The organism is Larkinella harenae, assembly GCF_054780515.1.
The window spans coordinates 363,531-381,200 of the sequence record NZ_BAAGWE010000002.1 but is presented as its reverse complement, the minus strand read 5'-3'; the positions used below and the strand labels follow the sequence as shown (position 1 = coordinate 381,200).

At 52.5% G+C, this 17,670-nt stretch carries 12 protein-coding genes; 4 read left to right on the top strand and 8 right to left on the bottom strand.

Going from position 1 to position 17,670, the window contains the following annotated elements; all coding sequences use genetic code 11:
• Positions 1–8: 8 nt before the first annotated feature.
• Positions 9–2,477, top strand: a complete 2,469-nt coding sequence (locus ACYVH9_RS12945; RefSeq protein WP_460636775.1) for a tetratricopeptide repeat protein — start codon at positions 9–11, stop codon at positions 2,475–2,477.
• Between the two features lie 71 nt (positions 2,478–2,548).
• Here the strand turns inward: ACYVH9_RS12945 and ACYVH9_RS12940 are convergent, their stop codons facing one another.
• Both ACYVH9_RS12940 and ACYVH9_RS12935 read right to left on the bottom strand, forming a co-directional pair.
• Positions 2,549–3,250 carry a 3-keto-disaccharide hydrolase gene (locus ACYVH9_RS12940; RefSeq protein ID WP_460636774.1) on the bottom strand — a complete coding sequence of 234 codons (702 nt, stop codon included), beginning with the start codon at positions 3,248–3,250 and terminating at the stop codon, positions 2,549–2,551.
• A gap of 100 nt (positions 3,251–3,350) precedes the next feature.
• Positions 3,351–4,754, bottom strand: coding sequence for a Gfo/Idh/MocA family protein (locus tag ACYVH9_RS12935; protein ID WP_460636773.1), 1,404 nt, complete (start codon positions 4,752–4,754; stop codon positions 3,351–3,353).
• Positions 4,755–4,925: 171 nt separating this feature from the next.
• Here ACYVH9_RS12935 and ACYVH9_RS12930 point away from each other — a divergent pair, with 171 nt between their 5' ends.
• From ACYVH9_RS12930 to ACYVH9_RS12920, 3 genes are read left to right on the top strand one after another with little or no spacing between them, the layout of a single operon-like run.
• Positions 4,926–5,669, top strand: coding sequence for a hypothetical protein (locus tag ACYVH9_RS12930; protein ID WP_460636772.1), 744 nt, complete (start codon positions 4,926–4,928; stop codon positions 5,667–5,669).
• 27 nt (positions 5,670–5,696) lie between these two features.
• Positions 5,697–7,010, top strand: coding sequence for a Gfo/Idh/MocA family oxidoreductase (locus ACYVH9_RS12925; RefSeq protein WP_460636771.1), 1,314 nt, complete (start codon positions 5,697–5,699; stop codon positions 7,008–7,010).
• A gap of 39 nt (positions 7,011–7,049) precedes the next feature.
• Positions 7,050–10,424, top strand: coding sequence for a family 16 glycoside hydrolase (locus ACYVH9_RS12920; RefSeq protein ID WP_460636770.1), 3,375 nt, complete (start codon positions 7,050–7,052; stop codon positions 10,422–10,424).
• An 80-nt stretch (positions 10,425–10,504) separates the two neighbouring features.
• On the opposite strand, the gene ACYVH9_RS12915 is transcribed toward ACYVH9_RS12920, so the two are convergent.
• The 6 genes from ACYVH9_RS12915 to ACYVH9_RS12890 form a co-directional block, all read right to left on the bottom strand.
• Complete coding sequence (locus tag ACYVH9_RS12915; RefSeq protein ID WP_460636769.1) at positions 10,505–11,428, bottom strand: hypothetical protein; 924 nt, start codon at positions 11,426–11,428, stop codon at positions 10,505–10,507.
• Between the two features lie 102 nt (positions 11,429–11,530).
• Positions 11,531–11,959: a response regulator gene (locus ACYVH9_RS12910; RefSeq protein ID WP_460636768.1), complete on the bottom strand. Its 429-nt coding sequence runs from the start codon at positions 11,957–11,959 to the stop codon at positions 11,531–11,533.
• 27 nt (positions 11,960–11,986) lie between these two features.
• On the bottom strand, positions 11,987–12,460 hold the full coding sequence (locus ACYVH9_RS12905) for a response regulator (protein WP_460636767.1): 474 nt from the start codon (positions 12,458–12,460) through the stop codon (positions 11,987–11,989).
• A gap of 114 nt (positions 12,461–12,574) precedes the next feature.
• Positions 12,575–13,144, bottom strand: a complete 570-nt coding sequence (locus ACYVH9_RS12900; protein WP_460637588.1) for a hypothetical protein — start codon at positions 13,142–13,144, stop codon at positions 12,575–12,577.
• A gap of 311 nt (positions 13,145–13,455) precedes the next feature.
• Positions 13,456–15,927, bottom strand: coding sequence for a hypothetical protein (locus ACYVH9_RS12895; RefSeq protein ID WP_460636766.1), 2,472 nt, complete (start codon positions 15,925–15,927; stop codon positions 13,456–13,458).
• Positions 15,928–15,981: 54 nt separating this feature from the next.
• Positions 15,982–17,667, bottom strand: coding sequence for a RagB/SusD family nutrient uptake outer membrane protein (locus ACYVH9_RS12890; protein WP_460636765.1), 1,686 nt, complete (start codon positions 17,665–17,667; stop codon positions 15,982–15,984).
• Between the last annotated feature and the right edge of the window lie 3 nt (positions 17,668–17,670).

The following is a 17,670-nucleotide window of genomic DNA, read 5'->3' as shown; positions in this document are numbered from 1 at the left end:
TGGAGATGATGGAGAAGGATCTGACGTTCTGGGTCAAACACGAAACCATCCAGAGCGGGTTGCTCGAAAACCCGCAGAACTGCCTGGCCGAAATAACTGACTACCTGTTCATGGTGTCGGGCGTGGACGAATCGCTGGACGAATGGCAGCAATTGCGGACTTTTTTTGCCACCAAACTCCCGACCTGTTTCGACCTGGCTTTTAAGGAAGCGCTGCAGGACGATGACAAGGGTTTCCGCTCTTTTCAGATCTGGATGCTGGAAGAAATTCAGGAACAGAACTGGGAACTTCAGAAGGGGCAGGCCAAGATTCTGGCGGAACTCAAAAAGATTAAAGCAGGAAAAATCGGCTTATCAACGACGGTTTTGCAGGCGTTTGCCGAAGAAACGGCGGAACTGAAACGGATATTGCGCGAAAATCACACGGAAGTGGTTGGCTATCTGGAGTGTATCATCAAAATGCTGGAAAAGCCGACATCGACTTACCCCCGTGAACTCAACAACTTTTCGGCGTTTTCGGGCGAATTTGTGGGGCGAGATGCCGAACTGAACGACCTGGTGCAAAAGCTGCAAACCAGCCAGCGGGTGGTGCTGATGAACGGTCTGGGCGGCATTGGCAAAACCACCCTGGCCCGGAAATACATGCAGCAACACAAGTTGAATTACCAGCACGTGTTGTGGGTTGAACTGGTGGTGTCGGATGCCAAAGCCCAAACCCAAACCGCCGACGATCTGCTGAATGCGTTTGTGATCGATGCTGTTTTACTGAAAAACCTACGGCTGGAATTGCCTCAACCAGTGGACGTTAAGGCTTTTTTTGGACTGATCATGAATACACTGCGGAACATGAACGGCCCGAATCTGCTCATTATCGACAATGCCAGCACCGAACTGGCCGACCGCGCCATCCGTGACCTCTTGCCCGGCCCACCCAACTGGCAGGTTCTGGTGACCTCCCGTCAGAAACTGAAGGGTTTTGAACTACTGCGGCTGGATAAACTCGAAACCAAAGCCGCCCGGCTGCTTTTCCGCAAACTGTACACGTTTGCAGTAACGGATGAAGAACTCGATGAACTTTTAAGTACCATCGACTACCACACCCTGACGCTCGAACTGGCCGCCAAGACCCTGGAAAACCACTACGGTTTGGTGAGCCTGGCGGAGCTGACGGAAAAGTATAAAAGCAAACAGTTGAACGACCCGGATTTGCAGGCCCGGATTGAAACCGAACACAGCCGTGAAGAAACCGAGCTATTTATCCACCTCATGCAAACCTTCAATCTGTCTGGTTTGAGTGAGGCCGAACAGTGGGTCATGAAGCAATTTGCGGTTTTACCACCCGAAGCCTATCCGCAACAACAGTTGCTGGAATGGCTGCAACTAACGGACAAAAAGGACCAGCGGAAGTTTGCTGAAAATTTACAGAGTCTGGAAAAGAAAGGCTGGCTACAACAAACTGACCATGCCTTCAGCATCCACCGGCTGATCCAGCAAGTGGTTCATTATCAGTTGCGACCTGGATTTGAGGATGTGAAAGAGTTAATAGAAAGCTTTACGGATTTTTTACGTTCGGATACAAATACCGACTATGTTAAGTTATTTTTCTTTCTACCTTTTGCTGATTTTCTGCTAGATAACTTGCCTGAAAAAGATGTATGCAGACCGGAAGTTTCATCATTACAGAATAATGCTGGAGTCATTTTCGAGCTTGGTGGGAATTTTCATAAATCTAAAAAATTATTAGAGACAGCCTTAGCATCTGATCTTATTAACTTTAGTGAAGATGAACCTATTATTGCAGTTCGCAGATCAAATTTGGCATCTACATTTTATTCAATCGGTGATTATGGACAGGCAAGAGACTTATGGGAGACGGCCTTGAAATCAGATATAGCTAGTTTTGGTGAAAATGATGCAATTGTAGCGCTTAGAAGATCTAATCTTTCAAATGTTTATATTGAATTAGGTGAATATGAAATAGCAAAAGAATTACTAGAAAGTGCGCTTGATTCAGATATAAATAATTTTGGTGAAGAAGATACAAGAGTTGCGGTTCGTAGATCTAATCTGGGGAATGTTTACCGTAAGCTGAGAAAATATGAAACAGCAAAAAAACTTCTTGAATTATCTCTTGAGTCTGGTCTTAAAAACCTGAGTAAAGGACATCCTGCCTTAGCAACTCGATTGTCAGGCCTAGCTCTTGTCTATAGTGATTTAAAAGATTATGATTATGCAATCAAGCTTTTAGAAGAAGCGTTGGCATTTGATATAAATAATTTTGGTGAAAGTCATCCTTACGTAGCAACTAGGTATAATAATTTGGGGTCTGTTTGGAGTAGGATAGAGAAGTGGACGGAAGCTAAAAAAAACTTCGAAAAAGCGGTTGAAATTGGAAAGAAGATATGGGGGATTGAACATTCCAATGTTAGGAAGACGATGGAAAGTTTGGAGTACGTTAATCGCCAGCTCAACCAATAAAAAACGCGGAGACACCAACCAGCTAAAAAACCGTATCGACACCTCCGCGTAAGCTAATAAATGTACAGTTTTTACAACTCCCGAATCCGGATGTTGCGGTACCAGACCACTTCCTTCGGGCTGTGGTTTTGCAGAGCAATTTTGCCTTTGGCGTGGGGCTTCACGTAAGGCCAGTTTTTGAATTTGCTTTCTGCCACCATCTTTTTCCATTCGTCACCGCCGTAGTGGTAATCCACCACTTTTTTACCGTTCAGGTAATGCTCAACGTGGTTGTCGTTTACCACAATCCGGCCTTTGTTCCATTCCCCGGCCGGTTTGTTTACGGTCAGGTCATTGGGTGCAATCAGGTCGTAATTGGCACCGGTCAGCTGGCTACCTTTTAGTTTGGTGCCATCGCCCAGCTGATACCCCTTATCGTCGATCACCTGGTATTCGGGACCCGACCAGTAGGTCGATTTGTTGGCTGGATCTTCGATGACTTTGTACACCACGCCACTATTGCTTTTAGCCGGAATTTTAAACTCAAACTCCAGATCGAAGTTCTCGTATTCCTTGTCCGTGACGAGATCACCGCCGGTGCCGTCGGGCGAGAGCGTTCCGTTTTCGACGTTCCAGCCAATGGCTTTGTCTTTCAGATAACTATGCCAGCCGTTGGTGGTTTTGCCGTCGAACAGCGCCACCCACTTCCCGGGTTTCGAGCCGCCAATGTTTGACAGGCTCATCAACGTAATCAAACCGGCCAATAGGCCGATGGCAAAGGTTGTTTTTTTCATGGTTTAGTCGTTTTACTTTCGTTTAAAGTCTACAGTTTAAGGTTTAACGGTTTGGATCAATGCGTCATCCAACCTTAAACTGTAGACTTTAAACCAGGTACTATACTGCATTCAGAATTTTCATCGCGTTCGGATCCCAGTTCACAATCTGTTTTTTAAACAGGCTCATGTTACCGCACTGGGTGGGTCCGCAGGCACGTAGCCCGAACGTTGCATCTTCAGCCACCGGTTTCTGGTTCCGGATCGAATCGAAGAAGTTGACAAAGTGTTCGTAGCGGTCGCCTTTGTAATTTTTGGGCGTTTTGTACACCATCTCGCGCGGCCCTTCCATTTCGGGGCGTTCCGGATACAGTTTGTTGTATTCCTTCAGGTAGGCTTCCTGCTGGTCTTTCGGGAAGTTGTCGATCGACAAACCGGGCGCTTTGGGCAGTTTATGGCGCCGAACCGTCAGGCTATCCCAGCCAATCGACAAATCGCCTTCTGTACCCACCAGCCGGACAAGGTAGCCACCTCCTCCGCCGTCGACGAAATTGCTCCGGGTCGTCAGGTTGAACTCGGGATGCTCGGCGGTTTTCGGATAATCAAAAATCGCCAGGTGAATATCAGGCACATCGCGTCCGTCTTTCCAGAACCGCAGACCACCGCTGGCATACACCCGGTTGGGGCCTTTCGAACCCGTAATCGTGTGCAGCGTCGTCAGCAGGTGCACGTAGAGATCGCCCGCAACGCCGGTTCCGTAGTCCTGGTAGTTCCGCCAGCGGAAAAACCGTTTGGGGTCCCACTCGCGTTTCTTGGCGGTTCCGAGGTAGGTGTCCCAGTCAACGGTTTGGGGCGACGCATCCGGCGGAATCGAATATTGCCAGGCACCCATCGCACTGTGCCGGTCGTACTGCGCTTCGGCAAATACGAGGTCGCCGATGTCACCGGCTTTCAGCAATTCCTTGGCTTTGGCAATAATGATCGAGCTGGCAAACTGGCTGCCGACCTGAAACACCTTGCCGGTTTCTTTCTGAACCTTGATCAGGGTGTGACCGTCTTCGACCTTCTGCACCATCGGTTTTTCGCAATAGACGTGTTTGCCCTTGCGCATAGCGTCCGACGATATTTTTTCGTGCCAGTGGTCGGTGGTGCCGTTGATGATGGCATCTACGTCCGACCGTTCCAGAATCTGGCGGTAGTCACGGGTGGTAAACAGGGCGTCGCCCCAGAGTTCTTTGGCCCGGCGTAACCGGCCGTCGTACAAGTCGCAGGCGGCCACCATCTCCACATTTTCAACCATCAGGGCCGTTTGCGTATCACCAATTCCCATGCCCCCCGTACCGATGAGGGCGATGCGGACTTTATCGTTGGCGGCTGTGCTGCTGTGGCTTTTGACCAGATTCAGGTAGGTGGGGGCGGTTCCGGCGTTGGCCAACGTTGAGGGAACGGCTGCGGCTGCAGTTCCGGCCAATCCCAGGGTTTTCAGGAATGACCGGCGTGAAGGAGCCTGTTCAGGGTTTTCCATACTTAATCAAAAAGAGTTTACGGGAGCACGTAATTTACGATTTTTTAGAATAGGTTCGGAAAAGCCCGGCGAAATAGACCTGTAATCGATGGCCCGGAGGAATGCCGAGGGTTTTACATTTCTTTTTAGTATGTTAAAATTGTAATTTGGGGTTTCCTACGATCCTTCACCATGCTCCGATCCCTGATTGCCTTCCTATTGACCATTACCACTGTGTATGGCCAGATCAATCCTGATGCCGGAAATCTGGGGCCAGTCGTTAGCCAGCGTTCGTCAACTGATCCGGTTTTTCGACCTATGCGAACAGTTCTGAAAGCCGGGGCGAGTATACCCCTTCTCCGACAAAGTAGCTTTACTGGTTATTACGCTGCGATTGCGCTGGAAGCCACGGTCGAACAAAAAATCTACAAAGGTTTAGCGGTTTTGGGCGGGTTGGATAACACCTTTGGGCTGGCGATGGACGGGCGGGGTACTAAATTCTATAGCCTGGAAATGCCCGTCGCACTGCGGTATTATTTTTCACTGACCCGTCGGCAAAAACAGCGGACCGACCGCCATAGCTTTTTTAGTCCTTACGTCGCCATTCAAACGCATAACGTCCTGTTTTCTCAGGTTGCCTATGCCGGATCGGATCTCTCCGATCTGGAGCGGTATCACCGAGGAAATGTGCAGCCATACAGAACTCCAGCCCCCGTTTGGCCGAATGGCAAACGGGGGCTGGCTGGCGACCGTTTCGACCTGATGCAATATGCCTTTTTTCAACTTGGCAGTCAGCATCAACTATTTAAAAAAAGAGGGCATCTGGATGTCAATGTAATTGTACCCATTCCGGGCCTGGTGTATAACAAACATGACTATACCTTATCTACACCGGCAATTGTCAACGTAAAAATGGGCTGGCATCTGGCCCGCTAATTGGTTGGAAATAGTCCAAACCGGTGAATGGACAGTAGTATTATTCAGAGCTATCTGAAAATTGACGAGATGCAAGAAAAACTAACCCCTTCAAGACGGACATTTCTGAAACAGTCGCTGGGAACGCTGGCGGCTTTTACCATTGTTCCCCGGCACGTGCTGGGAAAAGGCTATCTGGCCCCCAGCGATCAGCTGGCCAAAGGCATCATTGGCCTGGGTGGGATGGGACGCGGTCATATTCCGTACGCGGGTACGCGGGTGGCCGCCATCTGTGATGTCGATAGCCAGCGACTGGAATTTGCCAAAGGAATGATCAAAGATGCTGGGCTGAAGACGTTTGCCGATTACCGCGAACTGATTCAACTGCCCGAAGTCGATATTGTCCACATTGCTACGCCACCCCACTGGCATGGGATCATGGCTGCCGAAGCCGCCCGCGCCGGGAAAGACATCTGGTGTGAAAAGCCGATGACGACGACCATCGGCGAAGGCAAGCGCGTAGTGGAAGCCGTGCAGCAACACGGACGGATTTTCCGGCTCAACACCTGGTTCCGGTTTGAAGATAATTTCTACGGCATGAAAACGCCCGTCAAACCGATCAAAAAGCTGGTGGAGAGCGGCTTGCTAGGTTGGCCACTAACAGTAACCGTGAGCCGCCACACGGGTTTCGACTGGAAATTCTACTGGATCGGAAAAACCGATCTGGAGCCGATGCCCGTACCGCCCGAACTCGATTACGAAATGTGGCTGGGCCCGGCGCCCTACAAACCGTACAATCCGCACCGGGTTCATAACACCTTCCGGGGCTACTGGGATTACGACGGCGGTGGTCTGGGCGATATGGGACAGCACTATTTAGACCCGATTCAATACTTTTTGGGGAAAGATGATACCAGCCCGATTTCGGTGGAAATCGATGCACCCCAGCAGCATCCGGATGCGGTCGGCACCTGGCGCCGGATCGAATACACCTACGCCGATGGTTGCAAAATTATTCTGGATGGCGAAGGCAAAGACGTGAATAGCCCGTACATCGAAGGCCCCAAAGGAAAGCTGTACCCCGGTTTTAAGTCCGACATTCCGGACTTGCAAAAAAAACTGGCGGCCTTTCCGGACCCACTGCCGCAGGTCACTGACTTTGCCGAAGCCGTGCGCGGGCGCAAACGGTTTGCCCTCAATGAGGCCAATGGCTACCGTTCCTGTACCCTGGTCAACATGGGGAAAGTGGCATTGCAACTGGGCCGTTCGCTGAAGTTCGATCCGGCCACGCAAACTTTTGTGGGCGATGAAGGAGCCAACCGGCTGATTGATCAGCCCATGCGGGCACCCTGGATTATTTGACACTGTTTTGCTGGCTTTCTACAACCCTTTATTGCTGTTATGAAATTACCCCTTCTTGCCGCTGCCGCTACCTTCTTTATACATACCGCATCCTGGTCACAAACCGTTCCGTTGGAAAACCGGGCCACCCGCGAAGTGGCTCAAATGCCCGCTTTAAATAACAAACAGCTCAACGCCAGCATGGATGCTATTGCCGCGCTGGGCGAGAAAGGTTTGCAGGACATGGTGCTGATGCTGGCGGCACCGGGCAAAAAAGACCCTACGACTACTCAGTACGCCCTGGGCGGTTTTTCCTACTACGTGACCAAGCCGGGCAAAGAGCTGCAGCGGGCAATGGCATCCCGTGTTTATGGACAGTCATTGGAAAAGCTGACTGATCCCGAAAGCAAGGCTTTTGTCATTAGTCAATTGCAGATCGTCGGGAAAGAGGAAGCCGTGACTTACCTGAAACCGTACCTGAATGATGAACGTCTTTGTGCTCCGGCGGTTCGGACGCTAGTCAAGATCAATACGCCATCGGCCCAGAAAGCGCTGTTGCAGGCCCTGGCCGAGTCGCAGGGAACCAGTCGGCTATCGCTGGTGAAGGCGCTGGGCGATAGCCGTTACCAACCCGCAGCTACGGCCCTGATTCCGTTGGTGCAGCAGGATGATAAAAAGTTGAAAAAAGTAGCGATGTACGCCCTGGCGCGCCTGGGTACCCCCGCTGCCGGTACGGTTTTGGCGAAAGCCGCCGAAGAAAGCGGTTTTACGTATGACGTGACGGAAGCAACGGCCAGCTACCTGGACTACATCAGTCGCCAGGCGGCTCTTGGCCGCAAACCACAAGCCGACGCGCTGGCCCGGAAGCTGCTCGTTCAGGCCAGCGGTCCGAAACAGGTACACACCCGTACGGCTGCGTTGAAAATTTTGGTTGATTTAAACCGGGAAAAGAGCCTGCCCCTGCTGACGAAAGCCGTTCTGGATTCGTCGGCAGAATACCGGATTGCCGCCCTGAAAATGGCCACGGCATTAAAAAATAAACCACTCAACGCGCAACTAGCCCGGCAGATCAGCAAGGCTACCGGGGGCGCTCAGGCGGATTTGATTCGTCAGCTGGGCGAAACCGGCGACGCTGCTTTGGCTCCGTCGCTATTGCCCGCGCTGAAAAGTACGGATCAGCAGGTGCGGTTAGCGGCCATTCCGGCGGTGGCCCGGGTTGCCCAGCAAAAAGCAGTAACGCCCTTGCTGGAACTGATGAAACGCGGAACCGAGCAGGATATCGACGCGATCAAAAGTGCATTGCTGACCTTGAAAGGATCGCAGATGTATCCGCAAATGACGCACAGCCTGACGAGTATGCCCACCGAAGCCCGCGCGGCTCTATTGTCGGTTCTGGGAGAGCGGGCTACGGAAACCAGTGTTCAGCAGGTGTTAGCGCAAGTGGAGGAAAACGATACTACCATTAGCCAGGCGGCTGCGGCAGCCTTGCCGTTGCTGGTGGGACAGGAGGAATTGCCGAAACTTGTGGAACTACTGACCAGCGTTCGGGATGCCAAAACCGTTCGGTTCTTGCAACAGGCTCTGGTGGCGGCAACGGTTTCGGCGGGTGATTCCGTTCAGCGAACGGATTTGGTGTTGAATTACATGCAGCAGGCACCTGCGAAAGCACAGCCTCGTTTTTTTGGCGCGCTAGCGGGTGTCGGGAGTCCGAAAGCCCTCGAAATGGTTCGCCAGGCATACGAGAAAGGTGATGGCCTGGGACAACCGGCCGCCGTCGTTGCCTTGTCGGACTGGCCCACGGCTGATGCGGTACCGGCTCTTCTGGCCATTGCGCGGCAAAACGGTGTATCGGCTGAGGCAGCCCTGAACGGATACCTGGCCTTGATTGACCGGAGTACTTATTCGGCTGATCAGCGGTTGTTGCTGCTACGGGATGCGATGGCGGTGGCCCGGACTTCGCGGCAAAAAAATGACATCCTGAAAGCCGCGAGCCGTAGCCGGACGCTGTTGTCTCTCTTGTTCGCAGGGCGTTACCTGGACGATCCGGCGGTGAACAAACAGGCGGCAAATACGATACTGACGGTGGCCAATGCCAGCCGCGACTTTTCGGGGCAAGCCGTTCGTTCGCTGCTGGAAAAAGCCAGTACGGTTTTGTCGGGCCCCGAAAACGAAGCGCAGCGGCAGGCCATTCAGCGACGGTTGCAGACGCTGGCACCCGGCGACGGTTTTGTGGCGTTGTTCAATGGCAAGGACCTGACAGGCTGGAAAGGGCTGGTCGATAATCCGATCAAACGGAGCAAAATAAGCGCGGATTCGCTGGCGCTGAAACAACAAAAAGCCGACGAAGTGATGCGCAAGGGCTGGTCGGCGAAAGACGGTTTGTTGGTGTTCAATGGACACGGCAACAACATCTGTACGGACAAACAATACCGTGATTTCGAGATGCTGGTCGACTGGAAGATCACCGAAAAAGGGGATGCTGGAGTTTACCTGCGCGGTACGCCACAGGTGCAGATCTGGGACCCCGCCCGCGTGGATGTGGGGGCGCAGGTTGGTTCGGGTGGCCTGTACAACAACAAGAAGTTTGAAAGCAAACCGCTGAAGCGGGTCGATAACCCCGTCGGGGAGTGGAACACGTTTCGGATCGTCATGAAAGGAGAACGCGTGACGGTTTACCTGAACGGCGAACTGGTAACCGATAATACCGTACTGGAGAATTACTGGGACCGAAATTTGCCCATTTTTCCGCAGGAGCAAATCGAGTTGCAGGCACACGGTACGTATGTGGCCTACCGGGATATTTACATCCGTGAACTTCCTCCGGCGAAACCGTATGAGTTGACCGCTGAGGAAAAACGGGAGGGCTACGAGTTGCTTTTCAACGGAAAAGACCTGACCAACTGGGTCGGCAACACGAAAGATTACGTGGCCGAAGATGGCGATATCGTCTGGTACAACAACGGGGGTAAAGGCAATCTGTACACCCAGAAAGAATACAGCGATTTTGTGTTCCGGTTTGAATTCCAACTGACGCCCGGGGCCAACAACGGGTTGGGGATTCGTGCGCCGTTAACGGGGGATGCGGCTTACGTTGGGATGGAGCTGCAAATCCTGGACGACGATGCCGATATTTACAAAAAGCTGGAGCCATATCAGTACCACGGTTCGGTTTATGGCGTGATTGCTGCCCGGCGCGGGGCCCTCAAACCCTTGGGTGAGTGGAATTACGAAGAAGTTACGGTGAAGGGAAATCGGATAACCGTCGTGTTAAACGGTGTGCAGATTCTGGATGGTGACATTGACGAAGCCAGCAAAAATGGGACGCTGGATCACAAGAATCACCCTGGCCTGAAACGCACCTCGGGGCATATCGGTTTTCTGGGCCACGGTTCCGTGCTGCGCTTCCGAAATATTCGGGTGAAAGAACTCCGGTAAAAACCGCAGGCACCCATCAAAAAGCCCCGCCCAATTTCTTGGGCGGGGCTTTTTGGTAAAACCGTATGGTACCGGCTGGATCAAATCACATCCTGACGGGCGGCTTCCGGATCGTTGTAGGGACGGTCGAGTTGGTCCGTCGATTTCATATCCGAAGGAGCTTGCGTGGTCGACTGATCCTGCATTGGCTGTTTCTTGACCGCACTTTCGTCCAGCGACTCTTTCGGTTGGTCGAGCATTTGGGCGGTTTCCTGCGGACGCTCTCCCGGTTGATACGACTCCTGATCGTTGGCATCAATATCGTAAGGATATTCCGACGATCCCGTGTCCGGAGCTTCGTGCATGCCCTCGTCAGTCTTGGGCTTGGCGTAATTGTTTGGACCGGGTCCGTCGTTTTTTGAGTCGGTTCCCAGAAACTCAGGAAGCTCCTCATTCTTAGCCGGGTCCTGGCTTTGGATGGGCACGTCAGCGCCCGGCATGGTGTCGGCAATCGCGCTGGTCGGAGTGTCCTGCGATTCGTTCCGGTTGGTAACCTGATTATCAAATTCGGACGAATTGTTAACCTCGTGCGAACGACCCGGTTCGGTAGGCTCGGTAATCTCGGGCTGATCCGGTTTCGGAGTCGAAGGCAAATCCGGAATTTCGGGGCCGGGCGGCACATACTCCGGCGGAGTTGGGGTGTCGGGTCCCGCCGGAACAGGATTACTCGGATCGGGCGTTGCCGGGATTTCCGGAATCATATCGGCCTGCGGATGAGCCGACTGAATATCGACAACATCGTACGTCCGTTGATTGGGTGAGTTCAGCCCCCGTTCTTCGTCGTTGGCATACTGGCTGGCCAGATCGTCGGAAATTTCCGTTTCGAGATTAGCGGTAGGAACCAATTTTCCGTCTACCAGTTTAACCATATTTGTTTCGGCCTGATCCAGACCATATTTTGTATCAGCGTTCTCGTTGTTGATCAAGTCCGCTGGTTGTGAGTCGTGAAACACATTCGATTCCATCTCGTTGTTACGATTTAGTGAATAGATACCACCTATAACTGGCGGTAGGAGAAAAGGTTTTTCCGGAAAAATCGCTGAACCCTAAACCGCCAACGGTTTTCTTCAGGAAACCCGGCTGGAGGGTGTCGATGCAATGTGCAGCCAGAAATTACACAAATCCTCCACAACTGATTTATATTCAGCGAATGAAGACGGTTTTCTGACGTATGAGTTGGCCCCCATTTCGTAAGCCCGGTCGATGTCCGATTGCGAATTGGACGTACTGAAAATCAGGACCGGCATTAAATTGTAGCGGGCATCGGACCGCAATTGTTGCAGAACATCAAAACCGTTCATTGAAGGCATGTTGAGGTCCAGCAGCAAAAACGACGGCAAGATCCGCATGCTCTCAAGCTGTTTTAGTAAATCCACTCCACTCGACGCTAACAACACTTTCTCCTCTTTCAAACACACCTTAAACGCTTCCTGGATCAAATATAAGTCATCCTCGTCGTCGTCGACGACGGCTATAACCTGATGTCGATTTGTCATACGTTGGTTAACAGCAACCGGCCAAGCTCATTGAGCTCTGCGACGGGGCTGATTCTGAAAAGAGTTGGACAATACAATGTCTTCCGGTCTGATGGCTGGCAGGGCGACACGCTTTTTCCAATAGGAACAGAAGTGCGTCATGGCCTCTTCCCAATTGTCGGGGCGGGGCATGTAGCAGGTGGCACCCCACTGATACGCCAGTTTGACCGCTTCGGGATCGTTGCCGTGTCCAAACAAGATCACCGGAATGCGCCGGAGCACCGGATGGTGTTTCAATAGACTCAGAATGGTATCCGGAGTGCTGGTTTCCCGATCCAGCATAATCAGTGTAGGTACAAAGCGGGCATCGGCCAGACCCTGCTGGAAATAAGCCCGTACCGCGGATTCGTCATTCACAGCCAGAAGCCGGTGAGGAATCCCGTATTTTTGGAAGGCTTCTTGCAACGTCTGTTGCTCAGGATTGGCGGTGCCAACGAGTAATATCGACAAAGGACCAGTCATCTTTTTGCTAAAAAGGCTTATAAATACGATTGCCAATTTTCAAAGCTAAAACTACTTAGCGAATAAAAAGTTAGTTAAAATCGGTAAAGCCTCTAGCCATGCAGTAACTGGATGTTAACCCAACCTTCTGATAATTAAACTATTGACGAGTTCAAAGAAAGCACGCGGTTTTAAGGTTCGCCAATTGTCGATTTCGTCCAGCGTACCCCCAAAATTCATGTAGTAGTCAAGCCGGTAGCGTTTCCATTCGGACTCGACAAAATCCCGAAAATTGACGGCGGCAATCCAGCCGTCTTCTACATCCTCAAACCACTCTTCATAATAACTGTCGTCGGAGCCGTGAAAATTCAGCACGTTTTCGCCAATGAGAATGAACTGATTAATGCCCTCTTCCACCAGTGGATCTATCACCTGTCGTTTGAGGTACATAATATCGTTGTGCAACGTGTCATTCCATTCGCCCATCAACTCGATGACAACAAACCGGCGGTCGTAATCCGCAAACAAGAGTTTACAGTATAAGGTCTCCGAACCAATTTCATCCCAGAGCGGATGGATATAATAACCGTAAATGGTATTGGTGTATTGGTTCATGTTGTAAACGCGGCCGTAAAACGGCGATTGCGGGTCGTCCGTCGCGCTATACCATTTTTCCCAGTTATAAAATGGCTCAATGTCCTGCATAAAATTCGGCTGTTTGTTTCCTGTTCGGCCTGCCATAAAGATAACACAAGTAGCCTGCCAAAAGGTTTGTTAGCCAAAAGGTCTGCAAACGAAAAAGTCCAGTAGCTTAGCCTCTGGACTTTCTGTCGGAAACGTGTATGGCTGATGAAATGCGCTACCTCCATAGCACAGTTCACCGCGTGTGCCAATACCTACGAACAATCTATATTTTCAGATTGCGGGATTTTGAAAAAAGTTAAAAAAAATTATTTGTTGTCTGAGGGTTATTGGCTAATAAATTGGTAGTCAGGTTTTGGGTTCCGAAAATATATTTATTTATACTGTAAAAAAGCGGTGGCTTCGCAATCCTTATTGCTTCTGAAGCGAATCCAGCGTGCCTGAAAACTCTTCGGAAACGTGAAAGTGAGGGTCTGGCCGGGTGCTACCGTAACTTCTTTATACGTCATCCAGGGGCCGTTGCCGACGGGGTCTGCTTCGATGGTAAACGTAACGGGCGCGGTGGCCTTGTGAGACAGTTGCAAACTGCGCTGGTCGTAAAAACCGATCAGGTACGGATCGGACGGTTCGCCCGCTTTGACCGCCGAGTTTTTCCAGGGGCCGCCGTGACCGGTAGGTTTGCCCAGCTTCCAGAGATCGTCGATGGCACCGGCCCAGACCGCAGCCTTCTGGTCGTCGGATACGATGATGTGTTCCCCCGTTTTGATCTGTTGCGGATCCAGGCCGGTCATGATGAGCAGGCCACGGTACGAACCGTAATCGTTGATGCGAAGGTTGTGCGACGACACGGGCCGGATTTTGGCGTAACCGTCGGCGTTTTCGGCCGGTAGCTCGTAAAACGTGCCGTGGCAGTTGAACAGGTCGCGCTCGGTGGCCACTTCCCGGCAAATCCGTAGGGCACCCTGATTGGTCAGGCCGGTATAGGCATCGTGGCCGAGCGGGAGCCGCCAGCGCCGACCGTTGTCATCGACCACCAGCACCGAGGATTCCTCTACCGCAACGGCCCGCTGCGGAATGGCAAATTTGCTTTTAATAAATGAAGCGGTTTTGGCGTCCTCTTTCCGAACAAGTTTCATGGCTCCATCCAGTTCGTAATAGCCTACTTCCGTCGGCTGGCTACCCGAATAATTGTGTGCCAGTAAGCCCAGGGCGCGCCGGTTATCTCCTAAACCGTAGAGTAAGCCACCGGATGTGTGGGGCGACGAAACCGTACTTAAGCTGGCAAACAGGGCACTCGGGGTGGTTGGGCGCGGATCGTTGGCCGTATACGAAAAATGCGCTGTTGCGTTGGTGGCCTGGCTCGGTTTGATCCGAATCCACTCGCCGGGTGCGTTGGTAGAAAACTCCACATTGGCGGCTTTTTTCGCCCCTACGGTTACGGTTTTCAAAACCGTCCAGGAACCGCTACCGGTTTTATCCATTTCAAACGTAAAGGTCACCTCGGCATTGCCGTTGTTCTGCACCCAGGCCGAGCGGTTGGGCCAGCCCGCAAACAGGAACGGTTCCGACGGTTCGTCGGCTTTGACGGCTTCATTCAGCCAAACGGCGCCTTCGGCGGTGTTAGGCCCCAACTGATCCGGTAAAGTCACGGAGGTAAACCAGAGGTTGGAGTTCGACTGTCCGGGACCTTCGATGTTGCCCTTGGCTTTTCGTTTGTTCAGGAATTCCTTCTGGGCCGAATCGTCGCAGCCAAACACCAGCTGATCATTCCAGCGGGTATAGTCCCCAATCACTTTCAGGTAGGCCGAACGGGGCCGGATGCCTGCTGTGTTTTTGGCCGTAAACTGGCCCGGAAATCGCCAGAACAGGCCGTGCATGGTCATCAGATAGTCGGGCTTCTGGGCGGTGCCGATGTCGCGGATACGCGGCCATTCGGTGTTCCAGCCGTGGGCGCCGTCGTAGCTATGGCTTGCTTTGGGGAGCCGGAAAAAAGTCCATTTGCCAGCATCGCGGACACCCAGCAGAACCGATTTATGATCCCAGCCGGTGGCCCAGATCGGATCGGTCGCCGGGTTTTTATTGCCGTAAATACCGCCAGGACCGGTTACTTCCACGAATTGATTCCGACGCACTACGGTCCAGTCGGTACCATTCCACTCCGACAACGAACCCGATTCAATGTCAAATTGCTTCAGTGCCTGCGGGCCGGGCTCGCCGTTGTTGGAGTAAACCATAACCCCCTGGCCAGAATACAGCCCTTTGCCGTGGGCCCCGGGCAGCAGTTCACCGCGGTGGTTGTTCGATTCGTCCGTGCCTTTTTTCTGCTTGATGTTGCCGTCTTCGTACAACTGCTTAGGAGCAAGTGACTTAACCTCCACTTCGTAAAACCCTTCTTCCATGGTTCCGTAGTAGATTTTATTCTTCGGATCGGTCAGGTGTCGGGCATTACCAGTATGGCGGCCCGGCATGTCTTGGGGCGAAATCACCCGCACCTTGCCCTGGGCATCGATGGCGTATGGGCCAATAAACAGCTGGTTGCTTTCCGGGTGAATCATGCGGTTGGCGGGTGTGCCTCCCACACTTTCAGACCGAACGGTCTGGCTCAGGTCTGGCCCGATTTCGTATAGTTTATCCGACGAACCAAATGGCAGGTGCGGACCATAAGTGACGGCCCACAGTTTGCCCGCCCAGGGCACGACCGCGCCCGTACCGCACTCGCCCTCGTTGTTGTACATGGCCAAGTGCGGGTAAATGCCGCTGTAGGAAGGATATTTTGGAGATTGCGCTATGGCCTGAGCAGTCAGTAAACTACCAATCAGGCAAGCGGAAAGGACGGTTTTTCTCATTCTTTCAGAAATGGGTTGTAAAAGGAAAGCGTATGGACTTCGCACGGGTCTAAATCAATAGCCGGGATTTTGGACCAAACCACTGGTCAATACTTCCATCGACGGAATGGGCCACAGGTATTGCCGGGATGCATCAAACTTACGGATGGTCAGCTGCTTAACCAGGCCCGCATTGTACATGGGCGCAAAGTCGGCAACTCCATCGTCGTCAATCGGTGGGACCTGCGGGAAGAACCATAGTCCCGGTTGTACAACTTTGGTGCGCAGATCAGCCGGATCAAGTAAACCGAAGTTACGGATATTCAGGACTTTTTCCGCGAGTTTCCAGCGGATGATATCCATGTAGCGAATGCCCTCCAGGGCAAGTTCCATCCGTCGTTCGATCCGAACGGTTTTACGTAAGGCCGCCTGACTCCCCATTTTTACCGCCGGGTAGGTCGTCGCCGTTGCGGCTACGCCATACGCCCGCGCCCGAACTTCGTTGATTGCATTCAGCACCGACTGGTCGATTTCGTTCAGCTCAATTTTCGCTTCGGCATACATCAGCAGCACGTCGGCGTAGCGAATGATAATTTTATCCGGGTCAACGGTCCAGGAGTTTTGCAGCCAGGTTTCATCGATCCCTTTTTTCCAGACCAGCCCGTTGAACGAAGCGTACTGGGCCACCGAGCGGGTGTCGTTGTTGTTGACCAGCGTGTTGTTGGTGGTTCGCAGCACCCGGACCGAATCGGGGTGGGGCTGGAAGATGAACCCCAAATGCGAGGTCTGGAACTCAACGATGGTGGCGGAGCAACGCGGGTCGCGGTTTTCGAACGGTTTGCGGGGGTTGAACAGCGGGGATTCGTCAATCGGGAGGCCATCTTTGCACAGAAAGGCGCAGAACAAATCCCAGGAAGGATCTTTCGCGGCCCAGCCACCGGCGTTTCGTGGTACGTAATCCTGGATACCGCCCAGTGTCACTTTCAGCGCTACGGAACGGGGAAGCCCGAAAATGGTTTCGACGGAATTCTTCGTTTTCGACAAAAACAGAGTACTAAAGCTATCGTGCAGTTTGTAGACTTTCAGGTCCATGCAGGCTTTGGCGGCATCGCGGGCGACGGCCCAGTCACCCATTTGCAGCGCAATCCGCGCTTTCATGGCGTAAGCGGCTCCGGCTGATGCGCGCTTCAGCTCTGTAGTGGCAAACGTCGATTTGAGTTTGGACGCGGCAAAGTCGAAATCGGCGTAAATTTTCTTCAGAACTTCTTCTTTGGGCGTTTGCTTCAGCGCCAGGGCTTCTTCGATGGTGAGGGTTGATTCCGTATAAACAACGTTGCCGTAGTGCGAAACCAGCCGCGAATACTGGCAGGCCCGAATAAAGCGGGCTTCGGCGGCATACCGTTCGATCTGAGCCGCCGACAACACCGCCGACGCCCGGTCGACGCTCTGAATAACCGTATTGGCCCGGGCAATAGCTTTGTACGTGTTCGTCCACCAGGTTTTGACGAAATCCGTTTCGCCGTTGATGGTGGCCCCGGTAACGGCGGTGGTGGCGTCGCGGTAGGTCCAATCGTCTGTCCACTCGTCCAGGTCCTGCATCCAGAAGGCATCTTTGTACAAACCGTTCAGCGACATTTCGATTTCCTCGGCGTTGGAGTTCCAGGTTTCGCTGGAGCCGTCCGACAAGGGATTCAGGTCCAGGCTGTCGCAGGCCGTCAGAAAAAACAGGCCGAAAAGAAAGAGGAATAGATTCAGTTTCATGGC

Excerpts from the sequence above, each read along its gene's own strand:
- ACYVH9_RS12925 (WP_460636771.1), top strand. The coding sequence starts at position 5,697 with ATGGACAGTAGTATTATTCAGAGCTATCTGAAAATTGACGAGATGCAA.
- ACYVH9_RS12920 (WP_460636770.1), top strand. The coding sequence starts at position 7,050 with ATGAAATTACCCCTTCTTGCCGCTGCCGCTACCTTCTTTATACATACC.
- ACYVH9_RS12935 (WP_460636773.1), bottom strand. The coding sequence starts at position 4,754 with ATGGAAAACCCTGAACAGGCTCCTTCACGCCGGTCATTCCTGAAAACC.
- ACYVH9_RS12940 (WP_460636774.1), bottom strand. The coding sequence starts at position 3,250 with ATGAAAAAAACAACCTTTGCCATCGGCCTATTGGCCGGTTTGATTACG.
- ACYVH9_RS12905 (WP_460636767.1), bottom strand. The coding sequence starts at position 12,460 with ATGACTGGTCCTTTGTCGATATTACTCGTTGGCACCGCCAATCCTGAG.
- ACYVH9_RS12900 (WP_460637588.1), bottom strand. The coding sequence starts at position 13,144 with ATGCAGGACATTGAGCCATTTTATAACTGGGAAAAATGGTATAGCGCG.
- ACYVH9_RS12910 (WP_460636768.1), bottom strand. The coding sequence starts at position 11,959 with ATGACAAATCGACATCAGGTTATAGCCGTCGTCGACGACGACGAGGAT.
- ACYVH9_RS12930 (WP_460636772.1), top strand. The coding sequence starts at position 4,926 with ATGCTCCGATCCCTGATTGCCTTCCTATTGACCATTACCACTGTGTAT.
- ACYVH9_RS12945 (WP_460636775.1), top strand. The coding sequence starts at position 9 with ATGGAGAAGGATCTGACGTTCTGGGTCAAACACGAAACCATCCAGAGC.
- ACYVH9_RS12890 (WP_460636765.1), bottom strand. The coding sequence starts at position 17,667 with ATGAAACTGAATCTATTCCTCTTTCTTTTCGGCCTGTTTTTTCTGACG.
- ACYVH9_RS12915 (WP_460636769.1), bottom strand. The coding sequence starts at position 11,428 with ATGGAATCGAATGTGTTTCACGACTCACAACCAGCGGACTTGATCAAC.
- ACYVH9_RS12895 (WP_460636766.1), bottom strand. The coding sequence starts at position 15,927 with ATGAGAAAAACCGTCCTTTCCGCTTGCCTGATTGGTAGTTTACTGACT.